18 protein-coding genes are annotated in these 19,343 nt (G+C 73.6%); 4 read left to right on the top strand and 14 right to left on the bottom strand.

The window, feature by feature from the left end:
- Positions 1–76 precede the first annotated feature (76 nt).
- From H9623_RS03605 to H9623_RS03595, 3 genes are all read right to left on the bottom strand, one after another.
- Positions 77–1,078, bottom strand: a complete 1,002-nt coding sequence (locus H9623_RS03605) for a pseudouridine synthase (RefSeq protein ID WP_321575263.1) — start codon at positions 1,076–1,078, stop codon at positions 77–79.
- A 58-nt stretch (positions 1,079–1,136) separates the two neighbouring features.
- Complete coding sequence (locus H9623_RS03600; RefSeq protein ID WP_193718807.1) at positions 1,137–1,853, bottom strand: nucleoside/nucleotide kinase family protein; 717 nt, start codon at positions 1,851–1,853, stop codon at positions 1,137–1,139.
- 125 nt (positions 1,854–1,978) lie between these two features.
- Positions 1,979–3,649, bottom strand: a complete 1,671-nt coding sequence (locus tag H9623_RS03595; RefSeq protein WP_193718697.1) for an NAD(P)H-hydrate dehydratase — start codon at positions 3,647–3,649, stop codon at positions 1,979–1,981.
- Between the two features lie 110 nt (positions 3,650–3,759).
- Between H9623_RS03595 and H9623_RS03590 the strand changes: the two genes are divergently transcribed.
- Positions 3,760–4,812: an LLM class F420-dependent oxidoreductase gene (locus tag H9623_RS03590; RefSeq protein ID WP_193718696.1), complete on the top strand. Its 1,053-nt coding sequence runs from the start codon at positions 3,760–3,762 to the stop codon at positions 4,810–4,812.
- A 119-nt stretch (positions 4,813–4,931) separates the two neighbouring features.
- On the opposite strand, the gene H9623_RS03585 is transcribed toward H9623_RS03590, so the two are convergent.
- The gene (locus H9623_RS03585) at positions 4,932–5,282 is read right to left on the bottom strand and encodes a holo-ACP synthase (RefSeq protein WP_193718695.1); all 351 of its coding nucleotides are present in this window, start codon (positions 5,280–5,282) and stop codon (positions 4,932–4,934) included.
- Positions 5,283–5,555: 273 nt separating this feature from the next.
- Positions 5,556–7,421, bottom strand: a complete 1,866-nt coding sequence (glmS, locus tag H9623_RS03580) for a glutamine--fructose-6-phosphate transaminase (isomerizing) (protein WP_193718694.1) — start codon at positions 7,419–7,421, stop codon at positions 5,556–5,558.
- Between the two features lie 205 nt (positions 7,422–7,626).
- On the opposite strand from glmS, the gene coaA reads away from it, so the two are divergent.
- Positions 7,627–8,574 (top strand): type I pantothenate kinase, encoded by a 948-nt coding sequence (gene coaA / locus H9623_RS03575; protein ID WP_193718806.1) that lies wholly within the window; start codon positions 7,627–7,629, stop codon positions 8,572–8,574.
- 28 nt (positions 8,575–8,602) lie between these two features.
- Here coaA and H9623_RS03570 read toward each other — a convergent pair whose 3' ends face one another.
- The 7 genes from H9623_RS03570 to H9623_RS03540 form a co-directional block, all read right to left on the bottom strand.
- Positions 8,603–9,346, bottom strand: a complete 744-nt coding sequence (locus tag H9623_RS03570; protein WP_193718693.1) for a DedA family protein — start codon at positions 9,344–9,346, stop codon at positions 8,603–8,605.
- Positions 9,347–9,634: 288 nt separating this feature from the next.
- Positions 9,635–10,321, bottom strand: coding sequence for a peptide deformylase (locus H9623_RS03565; protein ID WP_407671826.1), 687 nt, complete (start codon positions 10,319–10,321; stop codon positions 9,635–9,637).
- The gene (gene glmM, locus H9623_RS03560; protein ID WP_193718692.1) at positions 10,318–11,682 is read right to left on the bottom strand and encodes a phosphoglucosamine mutase; all 1,365 of its coding nucleotides are present in this window, start codon (positions 11,680–11,682) and stop codon (positions 10,318–10,320) included. Before glmM ends, H9623_RS03565 begins: the two co-directional genes overlap by 4 nt.
- A 152-nt stretch (positions 11,683–11,834) precedes the next feature.
- A complete protein-coding gene (gene rpsI, locus H9623_RS03555) occupies positions 11,835–12,323 on the bottom strand; it encodes a 30S ribosomal protein S9 (RefSeq protein ID WP_138825522.1) in 489 nt (162 codons plus the stop codon).
- 46 nt (positions 12,324–12,369) lie between these two features.
- The gene (gene rplM / locus H9623_RS03550) at positions 12,370–12,813 is read right to left on the bottom strand and encodes a 50S ribosomal protein L13 (protein WP_030151909.1); all 444 of its coding nucleotides are present in this window, start codon (positions 12,811–12,813) and stop codon (positions 12,370–12,372) included.
- Between the two features lie 267 nt (positions 12,814–13,080).
- Positions 13,081–14,040: an oxygen-dependent tRNA uridine(34) hydroxylase TrhO gene (gene trhO, locus H9623_RS03545; protein ID WP_193718691.1), complete on the bottom strand. Its 960-nt coding sequence runs from the start codon at positions 14,038–14,040 to the stop codon at positions 13,081–13,083.
- Between the two features lie 158 nt (positions 14,041–14,198).
- Positions 14,199–15,917, bottom strand: coding sequence for an ATP-binding cassette domain-containing protein (locus H9623_RS03540; protein ID WP_193718690.1), 1,719 nt, complete (start codon positions 15,915–15,917; stop codon positions 14,199–14,201).
- Positions 15,918–16,145: 228 nt separating this feature from the next.
- On the opposite strand from H9623_RS03540, the gene H9623_RS03535 reads away from it, so the two are divergent.
- Positions 16,146–16,544 carry a DUF5709 domain-containing protein gene (locus H9623_RS03535; RefSeq protein WP_193718689.1) on the top strand — a complete coding sequence of 133 codons (399 nt, stop codon included), beginning with the start codon at positions 16,146–16,148 and terminating at the stop codon, positions 16,542–16,544.
- A gap of 31 nt (positions 16,545–16,575) precedes the next feature.
- Here the strand turns inward: H9623_RS03535 and truA are convergent, their stop codons facing one another.
- The gene (truA, locus tag H9623_RS03530) at positions 16,576–17,484 is read right to left on the bottom strand and encodes a tRNA pseudouridine(38-40) synthase TruA (protein WP_193718688.1); all 909 of its coding nucleotides are present in this window, start codon (positions 17,482–17,484) and stop codon (positions 16,576–16,578) included.
- 33 nt (positions 17,485–17,517) lie between these two features.
- Here truA and H9623_RS03525 point away from each other — a divergent pair, with 33 nt between their 5' ends.
- Positions 17,518–18,303, top strand: coding sequence for an ROK family protein (locus tag H9623_RS03525; RefSeq protein WP_193718687.1), 786 nt, complete (start codon positions 17,518–17,520; stop codon positions 18,301–18,303).
- Here the strand turns inward: H9623_RS03525 and H9623_RS03520 are convergent.
- Entirely contained in the window at positions 18,296–19,042 is a 747-nt protein-coding gene (locus tag H9623_RS03520; RefSeq protein WP_193718686.1) for an alpha/beta fold hydrolase, read from the bottom strand. The genes H9623_RS03525 and H9623_RS03520 overlap by 8 nt on opposite strands.
- Positions 19,043–19,343 lie beyond the last annotated feature (301 nt).

Raw genomic sequence — 19,343 nt, 5'->3', positions numbered from 1 at the left:
TATCCGTGCGTGGGGTCGCTGAAGGGGCTCACGGTCACCGATTCTCTCACCCGCGCCCCCGGGGAGGGGCGCGGGTCTAGGTCCACTCCTGGAGCGGCCTGGTCGTCTCGAAGCGTCGTGGCCTGCCGCTGAGGGGGTCGACGAACTCGATCGAGCGGGAGACGAGCTGGAGCGGGCGGCTGAAGTCGTCGGGCCGCACGTCGTAGAACGTCGGGTAGAAGTTGTCGTGCAGGATCGGCAGGCCCAGCGAGTTCATGTGCAGCCGCAGCTGGTGCGTCTTGCCCGTGTGCGGCGTCAGGCGGTAGAGGCCCAGCTGCCCCGAGGGGCCCGCGCCGTCGCGCGCACCGGGCGCCGCCTCGCGCGTGGCCACGAGCTCGACGAGGCTCTCGGAGTTGGGTTCGCCGGGTACCTCGAAGGCACGCATGACGCCGCGCTCCTTGTGGATGCGGCTGCGCACCACGCGCGGCAGCCCGAGCCCGGGGTCGACCCCGGCCACCGCCTCGTAGACCTTGGTCACGCGTCGCTCGGCGAACAGCGTCTGGTACGGACCGCGGACCTCTGGTCGTACGGTCAGCACGAGCACCCCGGCCGTGACGCGGTCGAGCCGGTGGGCGGGCGAGAGCTCGGGCAGGTCGAGGTCCCGGCGCAGCCGCACGAGCGCCGACTCCGCGATGAACGCACCGCGCGGGATGCTCGCGAGGAAGTGCGGCTTGTCGACCACGAGCAGGTCGTCGTCCTGGTGCAGGATCTCGATCTCGAAAGGTACGCGCGTCTCGACGGGCGGGTCCCGGTACAGGAACACGCGAGCGTGCCGCACGAAGGGCGTGCCCGCGTCCACGGGTCGTCCCAGGTGGTCGACGACCTCGCCTGCGGCGACCTTCTCGCGCAGGCGTGCCTCGTCGTCCGGGAAGCGGTGGACCAGGTGGTCCAGGACGGTCTCCCAGCGCGGCGACCCCTCGCTGCCGTCCCCGTTCTCCGGCAGGACGACCCGCGTCGCGTTGAGCCCGTCCCGGACGGGCAGGGGCTGGAACGGGATGCGCCGACGGCGCGGCGGGACGTGAGGGGCGGAGGTCGGCACGGCGTCCACGGTAGCCGCTGCTCCTGGGCGGGCGGCCGCCGGCGCGGCGTCCCGGGGCTCAGAGACGCACGACGACGTCGGCCCGGTCCCGCGTCGAGGCGACCAGCCGGGCGTTGGTCTCGTCGGAGCCCAGGACCCAGGCGCGCGCCGCAGCGGGGGCCCTGCCGTGGCGGACGTGCCGGGCGACCAGGCGCTCGACGCGGGTCTCGTCCGGGAGGTCGACGAACCAGACCTCGTCGAGGAGTCCCTGGACGGGGCTCCACCGCCCGTGGTCGTGCTCGTCACCGAGCAGGAGGTAGTTGCCCTCGGTCAGCACGAGCTCGACCTCGGGGGCGACGGGGACCGCCCCCGCGACGGGTTCCTCGAGCTCCCGGTCGAACGTCGGTGCGTAGACCGTGACGCCCGGTCGCGGGCGCCGCAGGCGCTCGAGCAGCGCGACGTAGCCGTGCGCGTCGAACGTGTCGGGCGCGCCCTTGCGGTCGCGGCGGCCCAGTCGTCCGAGCTCTGGGTCCGCGAGGTGGAACCCGTCCATGGGCACGACGGCGGCGCGCACACCGTCGACCGTCGCGTCGGCCGGCCGCGGCGCGGGGCGCCGCCCCGTGGCCGCGTCGGCAGAGGGTCGGGCGCCGTCTTCCGCTAGCGCCGCCAGGACGGCCGCGGCGAGCGTCGACTTGCCGGCTCCGGGGGCCCCGGCGATCCCGACGAGCACCCGGGGTGCGCCGTGGGGCCCTCCGGCCCGCCGGGCCGCGTCGACGAGTCCCCGGCACCGCGCCACGAGGACGGCGGTGGCGTCCCCGTCGACCACGACCTGGTCCCGCGCGATCCGTGCGTGCGTCGTGCTCGGCCTCTCCGACCTCGCGTGCCCCTCGTGCTCCTCGTGCCCCTCGGCGGCCTGCGCGCTCACGGGTGGCGGGCCGGTCCGTCACCGTGGGCGACCCGCCCGCGCAGCAGCTCCGCGACCACCCCGGGCAGCGCCCCGGCCACGTCCAGCGCCGCGACGGGCCCGCCGGGGTTCGCCCGTGCGCCTGCCAGGCCGTGGACCGTGGCGGCCGCTGCAGCGACCTCGGCGGCGAGGCCGGGCTCCTGCACCACGCGGTCCCCGTACGCCGCCAGCAGCGCCCCCAGGAGCCCCGTGAGGACGTCCCCCGCGCCGGCCGTCGCGAGCCATGCGGGCCCGTCGGCCTGCGACCACGCCCCGTCCGGGCCGACGATCACGGTCGCGGATCCCTTGAGGAGCACGGTCGCGCCCGTGAGCTCGTGCGCCCTGCGCGCCCAGCGCAGCGGCTCGGCCTCGACGGCGGCCCGGTCGACGTCCTCCCCGCGCGCCCCCAGGAGGGTCGCGAGCTCGCCCGCGTGCGGGGTCAGGACAACCCACGGCGGGCAGCGGTCGGGCAGCAGCGACAAGGCACCCGCGTCGACCACGGCCGGCACCCCCCGCCCCGCGTGCGGGCCGCCCTCCGCCCGCGGCTCGCCGCACGCCGCCGCGAGCGCGGACCGGATGCGTCCGTGCTGCCCGGCGTCCCCCGGCCCGCCGCCGTCCCCCACGCCCGGGACACCGGAGCCGAGCGCCCAGGCCTGCACCCTGCCCTCGGCAGGCACGGCCTCGGGGCGCGCCGAGACGACGACGCGCGCGACATCGTCGGGCCCGCCGTAGCGGACCATGCCCGCGCCCGCCCGGACCGCGGCCGTGACGGCGAGCACCGCGGCCCCCGGGAACGTGGGCGTGCCCGCGACGACGCCCAGGACGCCGCGCGTGTACTTCTGGTCGGCCGGACCGGGGACCGGCCACCGCCGGGCCACGTCGGCAGGCTCGAGGCGGCGCACCGCCGGGCCCTCGAGCGCGGCCAGCCCCACGTCGACGAGCGTCACGCGGCCCGCGAGGTGCGCAGCGGGGGGCAGCAGCAGGCCGGGCTTGACCGCGCCGAACGTGACCGTCCGGTCCGCGGGCAGCACGGGTCCGGGCACCGAGCCGTCGTCCACACCGATGCCGCTCGGGGTGTCGACCGCGACGACCCACGGACGCCCCGCCCCCGCCTGCTCCCCCCGGGACCGCACCGCCAACCCGTCCGCGAGGGCCGCGACCAGCTCGCCCGCCACGCCGCGCAGCGCCCCTTCCGCACCGATCCCGACCAGACCGTCCAGGACCACGTCCGCCCCGAGGACCTCCCGCACGACGCGCGACCAGCGCGCCGAACCGTCGGGCCCCTCCGGGTCGGCGAGGCCCAGGTCGGCGACGCCCACGACCCGCCCGCCCGCGCGACGCAGCGCGGCCACCCCCTCGGCATGGGGGCGACCGGTCGTGCACACGGCCTGCACCGCGACCCCGCGCCGGGCCAGGTGAGCCCCCGCGAACAGCGTGTCACCCCCGTTGTTGCCCGACCCCACGAGGAGCACCGCGCGCCTGCCGGTCACGCGCCGGGGCGTCGCTGCGCCGTCGGGCCCCGCTCCCCGCAGGTCCCGTGCCGTGATCGCCGCGAGCGCGAACGCCGCACGGCCCATGAGCGGGACCCCCTGCGCGAGCAGGGGCTCCTCGGCGGCGCGGACCTGGGCGGCGGTGAACGCTTCGATCATGGGGCCATGATGCCGCGCCCCGGCGCGTCACGCCCCGCCGCGACCCGTCGGGACCGACCGCGGCGGCCCCTTCCGACGCGCCCCCGGCACGCCGGGCTAGATTGGCGCCCATGCGATTCGGACTCTTCATCCCGCAAGGCTGGCGTCAGGACCTCGTCGGCATCGACCCCTCCGAGCAGTGGGAGACCATGCGCTCGCTCGCGCGGCACGCGGACACCGCGCTCGCCGGCGAACGCCACCCGGGCTCGCGCCACGCGTGGGAGTCGGCCTGGGTGTACGACCACTTCCACACCGTCCCGGAACCCACGGGCGAGGCCACGCACGAGGCCTGGACCCTCATGGCCGCGTTCGCCGCATCGACCGAGCGCGTGCGCCTGGGCCAGATGTGCACGTGCATCGCCTACCGCAACCCGGCCTACCTCGCGAAGGTCGCGACGACCGTCGACATCGTCAGCGGCGGCCGCGCAGAGATGGGCATCGGCGCCGGCTGGTACGAGCACGAGTGGCGTGCCTACGGCTACGGCTTCCCCGGCGCGGGCGACCGGCTCGGCGCGCTCGACGAGGGCGTGCAGGTCATGGAGCAGATGTGGCGCACCGGCTCGGCGACCCTCGACGGCCGGTACTTCCAGGTCGACGGCGCGCTGTGCCACCCGCAGCCGCTCCAGGTGCTCGACGGCGTGGGCCCCGACGGCGCCAGCGCCCCCAGCATCCCGCTGTGGATCGCGGGCGGCGGCGAGAAGAAGACCCTGCGCATCGCGGCGCGCCACGCGCAGTACACGAACTTCGACGGCCAGCTCGAGGGCTTCACGCGCAAGTCGGAGATCCTGCGGGGGCACTGCGAGGACGTCGGGCGCCCGTTCGAGGACATCACGCGCTCGTCCAACTACAACGTCGTCATCGGCGCGACCGAGGCCGAGGTCGAGGACCGCCTGCGCTGGATCGGCGAGCACTACGCCAAGACGGTCCCGGCGAAGGCCGAGGAGACCGTCGCCGACTTCCGCTCGGGCCCGCTCGTGGGCACGCCCGAGCAGATCGTCGAGAACCTCCAGAAGCTCGAGGGCGCGGGCATGACCTACGCGATCACGTACTTCGCCGAGGCCGCGTACGACCGCAGCGGGATCGAGCTGTTCGAGCGCGAGGTCGTGCCTGCGCTGCAGGGCTGACCGCTCCGCCGGCTCGGTGCCTGCGGGGCCGTGCCGGTGCCGAGCACGAGGTTGCGGTCGTCCTGACGTCGAGAACGACCGCAACCTCGTGCTCGACGGCCGCTCACGGCCACGAGCCCTCAGCCCTCCGCGACCACCATGGCCGACGCGATCCCCGCGTCGTGCGAGATCGACAGGTGGAACCGCGCGATGCCCAGCTCGGTCGCGCGCGCCTGGACCGTCCCCGAGATCTCGACCTGGGGCGCTCCCCCGACGACCCGGTGGACCGTCGCGTCCTGCCAGCGCATGCCGCCGGGTGCACCGAGCGCCTTGGCGATGGCCTCCTTGGCGGCGAACCGGGCCGCGAGCGACGACGCGGGCAGGTCCCGCTCGGCCGGGGTGAACAGCTTCTCCCGCAGGCGCGGCGTCCGCTCGAGCGTGTCCATGAACCGCGCGACGTCCACCACGTCGATACCCACCCCGATGATCATGCGCTCACCCTATGTCGCAGGGCCCTCCGACCACGCCGGCCCTGCCCTCGGCGCACGGTCCGGTCCCCGACCGCGCCCAACGCCCACGCCCCCGCACGCGGGCCGCGGCAGCGGGCGCGGCAGCTGCAGCAGAGCCCGAGCCGCAGCCGCAGCCGTGACGACGGAAGCCCCCCCCGCCGCCGCGCCGGGGGGTGCCCTCAGTGGGCCGGTGCGGCCCGCCCGGGAGGGTGGTGGTGGTGGGGGGGGGGGCTTCCGGGAGGCAGGGACGAGCGACTACTCGACCGTGACCGACTTCGCGAGGTTGCGCGGCTGGTCGACGTCGAGCCCCTTGGCCGTGGCGAGGGCCATCGCGAAGATCTGCAGCGGGACGACCGCGAGCAGCGGCGACATGAGGGTGGGCGACTGCGGGATCCAGAAGATCTCGTCGGCGTAGGGCAGCACCGCGTCGTCGCCGTCCTCGGCGATCACGAGGGTCCGCGCGCCGCGCGCACGGATCTCCTGGATGTTGGAGACGACCTTGGAGTGCAACGAGTCGCGCCCGCGCGGCGACGGCACCACGACGAAGACCGGCTGGCCCTCGTCGATGAGCGCGATGGGGCCGTGCTTGAGCTCGCCCGCGGCGAAGCCCTCGGCGTGGATGTACGCGAGCTCCTTGAGCTTGAGAGCGCCCTCGAGCGCGACCGGGAACCCGACGTGGCGTCCCAGGAAGAGGACGGACGTGGCGTCCTTCATGGAGCGGGCCACGGCGCTCACGTACTCGCCGCGCTCGATCACGGTCTGGATCTTGCGGGGCATCTCGCGCAGGTCGTCGAGGATCTCGCGGATCTCGTCGGGGAACTTGTTCCCGCGCAGCTGGGCGAGGTACAGACCCAGGAGGTAGGCCGCGGTGATCTGCGAGAGGAACGCCTTGGTCGAGGCGACGGCGATCTCGGGGCCGGCGTGCGTGTACAGGACGGCGTCGGACTCGCGCGGGATGGTGGACCCGTGCGTGTTGACGATCGAGATGACCTTGGCGCCCTGCTCGCGAGCGTGCCGCACGGCCATGAGGGTGTCCATGGTCTCGCCGGACTGCGTGACGGCCACGACGAGGGTCTTCTCGTCGACGATCGGGTCGCGGTAGCGGAACTCGTGCGCGAGCTCGACCTCGACGGGGATGCGGCACCAGTGCTCGATCGCGTACTTGGCGACGTGCCCCGAGTAGGCGGCCGTGCCGCACGCGACGACGATGATCTTGTCGACGGTCCGCAGCACGGCCTCGTCGATCCGCAGGTCGTCGAGGACCAGGCGGCCGTCGGCGTCGGTGCGCCCGAGCAGGGTGTCGCCCACGGCGTGCGGCTGGTCGTGGATCTCCTTGTCCATGAAGGACGAGAACCCGCCCTTCTCGGCCGCGGCGGCGTCCCAGTCGACCGTGAAGCGCGTGGCCTCGGCGGGGTTGCCGTGGAAGTCGGTGACCTCGACGGTGTCCGGGGTGATGGTGACGATCTGGTCCTGGCCGAGCTCGAGGGCGTCCTTGGTCGACGCGATGAAGGCGGCGACGTCCGAGCCGAGGAAGTTCTCGCCCTCGCCGAGCCCGACGACGAGCGGCGAGTCGTGCCGTGCGCCGACCACGGTGGTCGGGTCGTCCGCGTGGACGGCGAGCAGGGTGAACGTCCCCTCGAGCTGGCGGGCGACGTAGGCCATGGCCTCGGTGAGGTTCCCGGTGCGCCGGTAGGCGCGGGCGAGGAGCTGCGCGGCGACCTCGGTGTCGGTCTCGGAGAGGAACGTGGCGCCGTCGGCGAGCAGCTCCTCCTTGAGGACGGCGAAGTTCTCGACGATCCCGTTGTGGATCACGGCGAGCCGGCCGTCGTCCGCGAGGTGCGGGTGGGCGTTGGTGTCGTTCGGCGCGCCGTGGGTCGCCCAACGGGTGTGCCCGATCGCCGCGGTGGCCGCGGGCAGCGGCCGGGCCTGGAGCTCGTCGACGAGCTTGACGAGCTTGCCGGACTTCTTGGCCGTCGCGACGGTGCTCTGGTCGGGCGCGACGAGCGCGACCCCGGCCGAGTCGTAGCCGCGGTACTCGAGCCTTCCGAGTCCTTCGAGGACGACGTCGAGGGGTCGCCCCGACGCTTCTGAGGGGCCTGCGTAACCCACGATTCCACACATGGTCTCGGAGTCTAGCCGGACGTCCTGGGGCCTTCGCAGCCGCGACATCTCGCGGTTCTTTGTTAGCGGTCCAGCGTCTTCGTGTTCACGGTGCGCCCCGGAGTCCGGCAGAATCGTCCGAGTGGTTCCTTCCTCCGACCTGCCCGTCCCTCCGCTCGAGGGTTCCCCTGCGAGCGGCCAGGACGCCGCGCCCGGCTCCGGACGCCTGCCCGATCTCGCGCCGACGTCGCCCTACGTCGACCTGGACCGTGCGGCGTGGAGCAAGCTCTCCGAGTCGACGCCTCTGCCGCTGACGGACGCCGACGTCGTCAAGCTGCGCGGGTTGGGCGACCCGATCGACCTGGCGGAGGTGGACGCGATCTACCGGCCGATCTCGCGGCTGCTGAACCTGTACGTCACCGCGACGAGCGGCCTGCACGAGGCCACGTCGACGTTCCTGCGGGAGAACTCGACGCGCACGCCGTACGTGATCGGGGTCGCGGGGTCGGTCGCCGTGGGCAAGTCGACGACGTCCCGGGTCCTGCGCGAGATGCTCGCCCGCTGGCCGGAGACGCCACGCGTCGAGCTCATCACGACCGACGGGTTCCTCTACCCGAACGCCGAGCTCGCGCGCCGCGGGCTCATGGAGCGCAAGGGCTTCCCCGAGTCGTACGACCGGCGTGCGCTCATCCGCTTCCTGTCGCGGGTCAAGGCCGGCGCGCCCGAGGTCCGCAGCCCGGTCTACGACCACCTGACCTATGACATCGTCCCGGGTGCCGAGACGGTCGTCCGCAAGCCGGACGTCCTGATCGTCGAGGGGCTCAACGTCCTCCAGCCGGCGCGGCCCGGCCCGTCGGACGAGTCCACGGTCGCGGTGAGCGACTTCTTCGACTTCTCGATCTACGTCGACGCGCGCACGCGCAACATCCGCCAGTGGTACGTGGACCGCTTCCTGTCGCTGCGGCGGACGGCGTTCGCGCGCCCCGAGTCGTACTTCAAGCGCTACGCGACGCTGACCGACGAGGAGGCCGTCGAGAAGGCGAAGTCGATCTGGGACTCGATCAACGCGCCGAACCTCGAGCAGAACATCCTGCCGACCCGCGGGCGCGCGACGCTGGTGCTCACGAAGGGGTCGGACCACTCGGTCCAGCGCGCGCGCCTGCGCAAGGTCTGACCCTTGCCGCGGGCGGCGCTGCGGGGGGTCAGCAGGCGCGGCGGACCGCGTCCTCGTCGTCGTCGAGGCCCGACGACGTCGCGACCGACCGGTCGGCCGACCCACCGTGGAGGGGGGTCGCCACGGCGGCGTCGCGGGCTGCCTCCCGTGCGCGGCGGCGGCGCGCCATGCTGTTCATCACGCGGTCGACGACCACGCCGGACAGGACGCCCATGAACACGCCGATCACCATGGCGAGGAGCGGCTGGTGCCCCAGCCACTGCGCGGCGACGAGGCCGATGATCACCGAGTAGACCGCCCAGGTGGCGGCGGCGATCCCGGAGTAGGCCATGAAGCGGCGACGGGGGTACCCGACGGCGCCCGCGGTCATGTTGACCGCGACGCGGCCGATCGGGACGTAGCGGGCCGCGAGGATGAACGCGGCACCGCGCACCTTGAGCGCCTGGTCTGCCCAGGCGACGGCCTTGCGCCCCCGCACGGTCCGCAGGAAGCGGAAGCGTTCTGTCCCGACCGTGCGACCCAGCGCGTAGGCGATCTGGTCCCCCGTCCAGGCTCCGAGCGCGGCGATCACCAGGACGAGCACGAGGTTCGGGTTGCCCGACGCGCTGGCGGCGACGGCGAGCGTGATGACCACGGACTCGCTGGGGATCGGCGGGAAGAACCCGTCGATCGTCGCGAAGGCGTACAGGGCGGGGTAGATCCAGGCGGACGCCGCGAGAGCGAGGACCCAGGTCTCCAGGTTCTCCAGGAAGGTCGAAACGGCCTCGATCACGGGTCCTCTGTTCGTCGGCTGGTGGGGCGAGCCAGGCTGGTCACAGACGTCGGTGGACGCCTGTGACCAGCCTACGGATACGGAGGCCCGACACCATCGGGGAAACCCCCCAGTCTGCCCTGATGTCGACCCCCACCTTCCGAGGACGATTCTGCCGGACGCAGCGGCCCGGCACGTCATCCTCCGGAGGGAGATCCACCTGGAGAGAGGTCCCCCGCAGGGATGCTGTGACGTCCTGCGCGCGACGGGTGGTCGCGTGCCCGCGCACCCGCCGGTCGTGCGGGGCGGTCAGGGCAGCCGGAACCCCAGCGCTTCCGCGGCCCCCGAGGGGTCCGGCGTGCTGCCCCAGTACCGCATCATGTTGTCGTTCGACGCGAGCGAGCGGACCTCGGCGTGGTCGAGGTACAGCTCGCCGCGCAGGTGGTCCGTCTCGTGCTGGACGATGCGCGCGGGCCATCCCGTGAGGACCTCGTCGACGGGTGCGCCGTGCTCGTCCTGCGCCGTGAGGCGCACGGTCCGTGGCCGGGCGACGACGGCCTGCCAGCCGCTCACGCTCAGGCAGCCCTCGAAGAACGCGCGCCGCTCGTCGCCCACGGGCTCGTAGGTCGGGTTGACCAGGACCCGGAACGGCACGGGGTGCCGCTCCCGCAGGTCTGCGTCCTCGGGGTCCGCGACCCCGGGGTCCTGGACCACGGCGACCGCCAGACCGAGGCCGATCTGCGGGGCCGCGAGCCCGACGCCGGGCGCGGCGTGCATGGTGCGGCGCATCGCCTCGACGAGCGCGGGGAACAGGTCTCCGAGCTGGCCCGTGTAGGGCGCCGCGACAGCCCGCAGGACGGGGTGGCCTGCCTGGACGATCGGGAGCACGCCGTCCTCGTACCGGGCGAGGTGGGCCGCGACCTGGTCCTTCAGGCCCTGGTCGACGGGTCCGGCGTGACCGGCCCCCGTCCCCAGGTCGACGGGGCCGGTCGTCACAGGGCGAGCCTGTCGCGCACGACCTGCGCGAGCGACTCGGCGACGGCGTCGGCCGTGGTCTGCGTCGCGGCCTCGACCATGACCCGGACGAGGGGCTCGGTGCCCGACGATCGCAGGACGACCCGCCCCGTCTCCCCGAGCTGCTCCTCGGCCGCTGCGACGGCGGCCTGGAGGGCCTCGTCGGTCGCGGTCCGAGCCTTGTCGACGCCGCGCACGTTGAGGAGCGTCTGCGGCAGCTTGGGCACGGCACCGGCGAGGTCGGACAGCTTGGCGCCGGACTCCTGGATGCGCGAGGCGAGCTGGAGCGCGGTCAGCACCCCGTCGCCCGTCGTCGCGAACTGGGACAGGATGATGTGGCCGGACTGCTCGCCACCGAGCGTGTACCCCTTGGCGCGCATCTCCTCGAGCACGTAGCGGTCCCCCACGGCCGTCTGGACCGTGCGGATACCGGCCTCGCGCATCGCGAGGATGAGCCCGAGGTTGCTCATCACGGTCACGACGAGCGTGTCGTCGGCGAGGCGGCCCTTGTCCTTCTCGGCGAGGGCCAGGACGCCCATGATCTGGTCGCCGTCGACGAGCACGCCGCGGTGGTCGACCGCGATGCAGCGGTCCGCGTCACCGTCGAACGCGACGCCGAAGTCCGCCTCGGAGGCGACCACGACGGCCTGGAGCTGCTCGGGGTGGTTGGACCCGCACTTCTCGTTGATGTTGCGCCCGTCGGGGCTCGCGTTCATGACGACGACGTCTGCTCCCGCTGCGCGCAGCGCGGCCGGTCCCACGTCGCTCGCGGCCCCGTTCGCACAGTCGACGGCGATCCGCAGCCCGGAGAGCGGCAGGGCGTCCCCCGTGGCGCCGATGCTCGCGATGAGGTGCTCGACGTAGTCGGCCCCCGCGCTCCCGGTGTCGCGGCGCACGCGGCCGACCTCGGCCCCGAGCGGCCGGTCCCACTCGGCGTGGAGCTGGCGCTCCATCTCGTCCTCGAGCGAGTCCTCGAGCTTGATGCCTCCGCGCGCGAGGAACTTGATGCCGTTGTCCGCCATCGGGTTGTGCGACGCGGAGATCATGACCCCGAAGTCCACGTCGAGCGTGCTCGTGAGGAACGCGACCGCGGGGGTGGGCAGGACGCCGACGTCGAGCACGTTCACGCCCGCGCTGGCGAGACCTGCCGTCACGGCGGCCCCCAGGAACTCGCCCGAGGCCCGGGGGTCGCGGCCGATCACGGCGCGCGGCCGGTGCCCGTCAGGTTGTCCCGTGCGTCCCAGCACGTTCGCAGCAGCCACGCCCAGGCCGAGCGCGAGCTCGGCCGTGACGTCTCTGTTCGCCAGCCCCCGCACCCCGTCGGTGCCGAACAGTCGTCCCATGAGTTTCCTCCCTCAACGGGACGGTACAGGCACCAGGGCCTGTCCCGCCCCCGCTGCGAGCAGACCGGTCCGGTCGCTCGTCAGCATCCCTGACAAAAGACGACGGCCCCGGTGGACTGTGTCCACCGGGGCCGTCGTTCGCAAGCGCTGGATCAGCGCTTGGAGTACTGCGGAGCCTTGCGGGCCTTCTTGAGCCCGGCCTTCTTGCGCTCGACGACGCGAGCGTCGCGGGTCAGGAAGCCGGCCTTCTTGAGCGCCGGGCGGTTGTGCTCGGCGTCGATCTCGTTCAGCGCACGGGCGATGCCGAGGCGCAGGGCGCCGGCCTGGCCGGAGGTGCCACCACCGTTGATGCGGGCGATGACGTCGAAGCGACCCTCGACGTCGACCAGCTTCAGCGGGGAGTTGACGAGCTGCTGGTGCACCTTGTTGGGGAAGTACCCCTCGAGGGTGCGGCCGTTGATCTTCCACTGGCCGGTGCCGGGCACCAGGCGCACGCGGGCGATGGCCTCCTTGCGACGGCCCAGGGCCTGCGCGGGGGCGGTGATGCTCTGGCCACGGCCCGTGGGGGCCGCGCTCTCAGAGGTGTAGTTGCTGGGGGTCTCTTCGTCCAGCACGTCGATGTCGACGGTGGTCTCGGCCACTGGTGTGTCCTCGCGTCCTAAGTTCTCGTCTACGAGCAGGCGGAGCCTACTGCGCGACCTGGGTGATCTCGAAAGTCTTCGGCTGCTGCGCGGCGTGCGGGTGCTCAGAGCCTGCGTAGACCTTGAGCTTGCCGAACTGAGCGCGGCCGAGCGAGGTCTTGGGGATCATGCCGCGGACGGCCTTCTCCACAGCACGCTCGGGGTGCTTCTCCAGCAGGTCGCTGTACGCGACCGCCCGAAGACCACCCGGGTAACCGGAGTGGGTGTATGCCAGCTTCTGCTCGCGCTTGTTGCCGGTCAGGGCAACCTTGCCGGCGTTGATGACGATGACGAAGTCACCGCCGTCGACGTGCGGAGCAAAGGTGGCCTTGTGCTTGCCACGGAGCAGGGTCGCCACGTGGGTGGCGAGACGGCCCAGGACGACGTCGGTCGCGTCGATGACGTACCAGTCACGCTGGACGTCGCCGGGCTTCGGGGTGTACGTACGCACGGTCGTAGCCTTCGTTTCGTGTCTTCGATGTCTTCGGCGCAGGAGCCTGCGTCCGACAAGTCGTTCGGCCTTCGGTTGACGGGTGTCCAGGTCACGGAGCGAGTGGGCGCACAGGTGACGAGATACCGAAGGGGAAGCACAACGACTCAACAGACTACCTGGACGGTCCGTGCAGGGTCAAAACATGCTGCGTCACACCCAGGGTGAGATCTCCCCGGGTGGGAGCAGCGTGCAGGACGGCGCACGCACGGGCGCCAGAGCGCCGATTCAGGCGGTTGCCCGGTGGTTGTCGTGGGAGAGGCCGGTCGACGCGCCTTCCCGAGGACGAGGATACGTGCCGGGGCGCAGGTCGGCACATGCGTCGCACTGGAGCGTGCGGGCCACGCCCGCGCAGTCGGCGCAGAACAGGCGGAGCGTCTGGCAGCCCGGGTCGACGCAGTTCTCGTACTTCGCGGTCGCGGCGCCGCACTCGCAGCACTCGCCGAGCGGGACGGTCTCGCTCCCGAACTCGACGTGCATGCGCTCGTCGAACACGTAGAGCGAACCCTCCCACAGACCCTCGTCGCCGAACGTCTCGCCGTAGCGCACGATCCCGCCGTCGAGCTGGTAGACCTCCTCGAAGCCGCGCGCGAGCATGAGCGAGGACAGGACCTCGCAGCGCACGCCTCCCGTGCAGTAGGTCACGACCGGCCGGCCCTTGAGGTCGTCGTACGCGCCCGAGTCGAGCTCGGCGACGAAGTCGCGCGTCGTCGTGACGTCGGGCACGACGGCGCCGCGGAACTTCCCGATCGCGGCCTCGAACGCGTTGCGGCCGTCGAAGAACACCACGTCGTCCCCGCGCTCGGCCACGAGCTCGTGCAGCGCCTCGGGGGCGAGCCGCACGCCGCTGTCGACCACGCCGTCCTCGTCGACCTTGAGCTCGTCGACGGCGCCGAAGCTCACGAGCTCGGTTCGCACCTTGACGGACAGGCGCGGGAAGTCGCGCCCCGTGCCGTCCGACCACTTGACGTCGATCCCGGCGAAGGGCGGGTACTGCCGGGTGGTCTTGACGTACTGCTTGAGGTTCTCGACCGTTCCCCCGAGCGTCGCGTTGATCCCGTGCTCGGAGACGATGACGCGGCCCGTCAGTCCCCACTGCTCCCCGAGGGAGCGTTGCCACATCTGCACCGCGCGCGGGTCGGCGAGCGGTGTGAAGGCGTAGAAGAGGACGATCTTGGGGACGGCCATTGCTCCATTTTAGGAGCCCGACGGCGTCGCGCAGGTCGTGCTACCGGCTCCCTGCGGGCCGTGTGGTCTTCCTCACCGCGGTCCCGGCGCCACCGCGAGCCGCAGGGCTGCGCCGGGGAGCCCGAGGGGCGACCGGCCGCAGCCCGCCCGACGCCACGTCAGCGCTTGCGGACCACCCGTTCGACGTCCCACACGGGCTCGGGCGTCTCGACGACGCGCCCGTCCGAGCCGAACACGACGAACCGGTCGAAACCGCGGGCGAACCAGCGGTCGTGCGTGACCGCGAGGACCGTGCCCTCGAAGGCCGCGAGGCCCGCCTCGAGAGCCTCGGCGGAGTGCAGGTCGAGGTTGTCGGTGGGCTCGTCGAGCAGCAGCAGCGTCGCTCCCCCGAGCTCGAGCAGGAGGATCTGGAAGCGCGCCTGCTGCCCGCCGGACAGCGTCTCGAACCGTTGCTCGGCCTGCCCCACGAGCTCGTAGCGGTCGAGGGCCTTGCTCGCGGGCTCGCGTCCCATGCCGTCGCGCGCCCCGTCGCCGCGGTGCAGGATCTCGAGGAGCGTGCGCCCCTCGAACTCGGGGTGGGCGTGGTTCTGCGCGAACCAGCCGGGTCGCACGCGCGAGCCGAGCGCGGCCCGGCCCGTGTGGGCCACGGGCGGGACGGCGGCGGCGTCTCCTGCCGTGCCTGCACCGCCTGCTGCGTTCTCGTGGACGGGCCGGTGCTCGACGTCCGGGTCCGACCCGCCCCGCGCGAGGAGCCGCATGAAGTGCGACTTGCCCGAGCCGTTGGAGCCCAGGATCGCGACGCGCTCGCCGAAGAAGACCTCGAGGTCGAAGGGCGCCATGAGCCCTGTGAGCTCGAGCTGCTCGCACGTCACGGCCCGCTTGGCGGTGCGCCCGCCCGTGAGGCGGACCTTGACGTTCTGCTCGTGCGCGAGGACCTGCGGCGGGCCGGCCTCCTCGAACTTGCGCAGGCGCGTCTGGGCGGCCTGGTAGCGGCTCGCGAGCCCGTCGTTGAAGGCGGCCTTGTTCTTGAGCGTGTTCACGAGGTCCTTGAGCTTGGCGTGCTCCTCCTCCCAGCGGCGCAGCAGCTCCTCGAGGCGGCTGCGCCGGTCGGCCCGCGCGTCGCCGTAGGTGCCGAACCCGCCGCCGTGGACCCAGATCGTGCCGCCCGCGGCCGTGGGCTCGACCGTCGCGACCTGGGTCGCGGTGCGGGCCAGGAGCTCGCGGTCGTGGCTGATGAACAGCACGGTCTTGGGCGAGGCCGCGAGCTTCTCCTCGAGCCAGCGCTTGGTCGGCACGTCGAGGTAGTTGTCGGGCTCGTCGAGGAGCAGGACCTCCTCGGGGCCGCGGAACAGGGCCGTGAGGACCAGGCGCTTCTGCTCGCCGCCCGACAGCGTGCGGACCTCCCGGAACTGCGCCTGCTCGAACGGGATCGACAGGACCTCGTCGGTGACCTTGTCCCACTCGGCCTCGGCCTCGTAGCCGCGTGCGTCGGCCCAGTCGGCAAGCGCCTGGGCGTAGCGCATCTGCGACGGGGTGTCGTCGACCGTCATGATGTCGAGCTCGGCCGCTGCGAGCTCGCGCGCGGCGTCCCGGACGGAGGGCTGGGCGAGGTCGACGAGCAGGTCCCGGACCGACCGGTCGTCGTCGATGCGGCCGACGAACTGGCGCATCACGCCGAGCCCGCCGGACCTGCCCACGGTGCCGCCGTGCGGGGCGAGGTCGCCCGCGACGATGCGCAGGAGCGTCGTCTTGCCGGCGCCGTTGGGTCCGACGAGCGCGACCTTGGCCCCGTCCGCGACGCGCAGGGTCGCCCCGGCCAGGAGGGGGCGCCCGTCGGGCAGGAAGTAGCTGATGTCGCTGATGTCGATGTGACCCACGGGTCCATCCTCCCTGCCCGGGGCCGTGGATGACGATTCCATTTCGCCGCGGACCCGTCCGGCGCCGGGGAGGGCGACGTGCCCGACGGCGCCACGCACCCGGGTGCGACCGTGCGCCCGGGTGCGCTCCGTCGTCGGGCACGGGCGGTCTACCCGGGCGCAGCGCCCCGGGGTGTGAGGTGTGCCCGGTGGGCTGCGAGATCCGCGCGCCGGTGCCAGTGTGGAGACATGAGCGACGACACACCGGCAACCCGGACAGACCCCGCCCTCGGCACCGAGGGCGACTCCGACCAGCTCCAGCAGGACGACACGCTGGTAGACCGCGGGGTCGACGACGTCCTCGACGAGGGGTACGCCCCGCCCGAGCGCGCGCCGCTGACCTACGCCCACCCCGAACGGCTCGAGGAGGACGGCGAGTCGCTCGACCAGCGCCTCGCCGACGAGGAGCCCGAGACCTGGGAGGGCGACCCGCTCGACCGCCCCGACACCACGCGCTCGGGCCGGCTCGTGGCCGACTCCGACGCGCTCGACGGGCGCGTCAACGACACGTACGCCGACGACGCGGGGATCGACGGGGCAGCGGCGAGCGCCGAGGAGGCCGCGGTCCACATCGTCGAGGAGCCGTAGCGCACAGGTGCCACCTCCTGGCCGGGTACACCTAGGGCGTGGGGGTGGCGACCGTCCCGGAAGGACCCGCGTCCCACACGTCCTCGTCCATGCGGACCGCGCGGACGCGCTCGGCACGGGCCGCGAGCTCGTCGTCGGGCGGGTAGCTGACGGCCTCGAGGACCAGGCCGTGCGGCGGCACGACGCCCGCGCCCGCGTCCCGGCGCCGGGCCGCCAGGACCTCCGCGGGCCACGAGACGGGGCGGCGCCCCTCCCCCACGGCGACCGACGCTCCGACCAGGGCGCGGACCATGTTGTGGCAGAACGCGTCGGCACGCACGTGCGCGACGACGAGCCCCTCGTCCGGGCCCTCGGTCGCCCGCTCCCACGACAGGTGCTGCAGCTCGCGGATCGTCGTCGCGCCGGGACGCGGCTTGCAGAACGCCGCGAAGTCCCGGACCCCGAGCAGCGGCTGGAGGGCCGCGTGCATCGCGTCGGCGTCGAGCCGCTTGCGGTTCCACAGGACCCACTCGCGCCGCAGGGGGTCCCGCAGGGCAGGGTCGTCGACGATGCGGAACGTGTAGCTGCGGTACACCGCCGAGAAGCGCGCGTCGAACCCCTCGGGGGCGAGCGTCGCGCGGTGCACCACGACGTCACCGGGCAGCACCCCCGTGAGGCGCGCGACGAGCGCGTCCCCGGGCTGCCGGTCCGACCTGCCCGGCATCGCGTCCCACGCGGGCCTCGGCAGGTCCACGTGGGCCACCTGCCCCCGCGCGTGGACCCCGGAGTCGGTCCGCCCGGCGACCGTCAGACGCGGCGGGTCACCTCGCAGGACCTGCCCCAGGCCCTCCTCGAGGACTCCCTGGACGGTCCGCAGGCCGGGCTGGGTGGCCCAGCCGGCGAAGGCCGTCCCCTGGTAGGCGAGGTCCAGGCGGACACGGACCGGCTGCTCGTTCGTCACGTGCACCTACGCTAGCGCCGATACTGTGCTGACATGCCCGAACGCCCCGACGACCCCGGCTCCCCCGACCTGCGCACCCTCGCGGTGGACTGCGGCGGGGGCGGCATCAAGGCCAACGTGCTGGACGCCGCCGGGACCGCGCACGCGACCGCCGTCCGGGTCCCCACGCCCTACCCGCTGCCGCCCTCGCTCCTGGTCGACGTGATCGCGCAGATCGCCGAGCGTCTGCCCCCGGCCGCGCGCGTCACGGTCGGCATGCCCGGCATGATCCGCCGTGGCGTCGTCGTGCACACCCCGCACTACATCACCCGCTCGGGCCCGCGCAGCAGGATCGACCCGGAGCTCGCCGAGCAGTGGGCCAGCTTCGACGTCCAGGCGGCCGTCCGCGAGCGGCTGGGCGTGCCGGCCCTCGTGCTCAACGACGCCGAGGTCCACGGGGCGGGGGTCATCGCCGCGTCGGGCCTCGAGCTCGTCCTCACGCTCGGGACAGGGCTCGGCTCCGCCCTGTTCCACGGCGGACGCCTCGCCCCTCACCTCGAGTGGTCGCACGCCCCCGTGCGGCGCGGGACCACCTACGACGAGTACATCGGAGAGGTCGAGCGCCGCCGGCTCGGCAACGGCCTGTGGTCGCGCCGCGTCGTCGCGCTCGTCGACGGGCTGCGCCCCGTGTTCTGGTGGGACCGGCTCTACCTCGGCGGCGGCAACTCGCGCCAGATCACGCCGTCCGCGCTCGAGCGGCTCGGCGACGACGTCGTGATCGTCCCCAACTCCGCGGCCCTGGTCGGCGGGGCCAGGGCCTGGGACCTGCCCCTCACCTGACCTGGGTCGGACGGTCGTCCGCGCCGGTGAGGTCGGCGTGCGCCGCGAGGACCGCCCGGTTGAACGCGACGGGACGGTCGAGGCTCACGAGGTGCTTGGCGCCCGGGATCACGACGAGCTCGGCCCGCGCCCCACCCGCGCGCGCGGCGGCGAGGTACGCGCGCTCACCGAACCGGAAGTGGTCCCACCGCCCGTTGACGAACCACACGGGCGAGTCGGTCCTCCCCAGTGCCGCCAACGGCTCCGTCTGACCCACCTCGTCGAGGATCGCCGTCATGGTCGTGAGCGCGAACCCGCCCGCACCGATGTCCTCGATGCCCGCGGCGGGCAGGGTGCGGTTGACGAGGGCCTGGTTGAGCGCAGCACCGTTGTCCGGCAGCCTCTCGATGCGGTCGGCGGCGACGCGCCACGCGCCACGCAGCCTCGACGCCGGGACCGTGCAGCAGCTCGCCGCGACGAGCCCCGCGACCTGCTCGGGGAAGCGCGCGCGGTGCTCGATCCCCACGTACCCGCCCAGCGAGAGCCCGACGACGAGCGCCCGACCTCCCAGGTCGTCCACCGCTCCGACGACGCTCGCCACGGCACCGTCGAGCGTGAACGCCTCGCCCGTCCGGACACCGTGCCCCGGCAGGTCGACCGCGACGGCCTCGATGCCCGCGCGCTCCATGGCCTCGAGCTGCGCCCGCCACATCGTGCGGGACGTGCGCGAACCGTGGACGAACAGCACCGGCAGACCCATACGGACCAATCTAGGGGCGGCACGCCCGCCCCGCGGCACGGGCCGCACCGGACGCCCGCCGGTTCGGCCCCCCGACCCGACGGCGCGCGGCGTCGGGCCCGCCCCCCCGCGCCCCGCCCCCCCCCCCCCGGGCCCCCCCCCGCCGCCGCACGGCCCACCCCTGCCGGGCCGCCCCGCCGCGCGGCGACCCCTCCGCCCCCCCCAGACGCCTGCGTCCCGGCGGACGCACCGCGCGAGGGCCGCGCACGCCCCACGGGCGCTCCGCCGTCGGGCACGACGAAGGGCCCGGCACCAGATGGTG

Source organism: Oerskovia douganii, assembly GCF_015142735.1.
Lineage (GTDB): Bacteria > Actinomycetota > Actinomycetes > Actinomycetales > Cellulomonadaceae > Oerskovia > Oerskovia douganii.
This window is presented reverse-complemented; position numbering and strand designations above follow the sequence as displayed.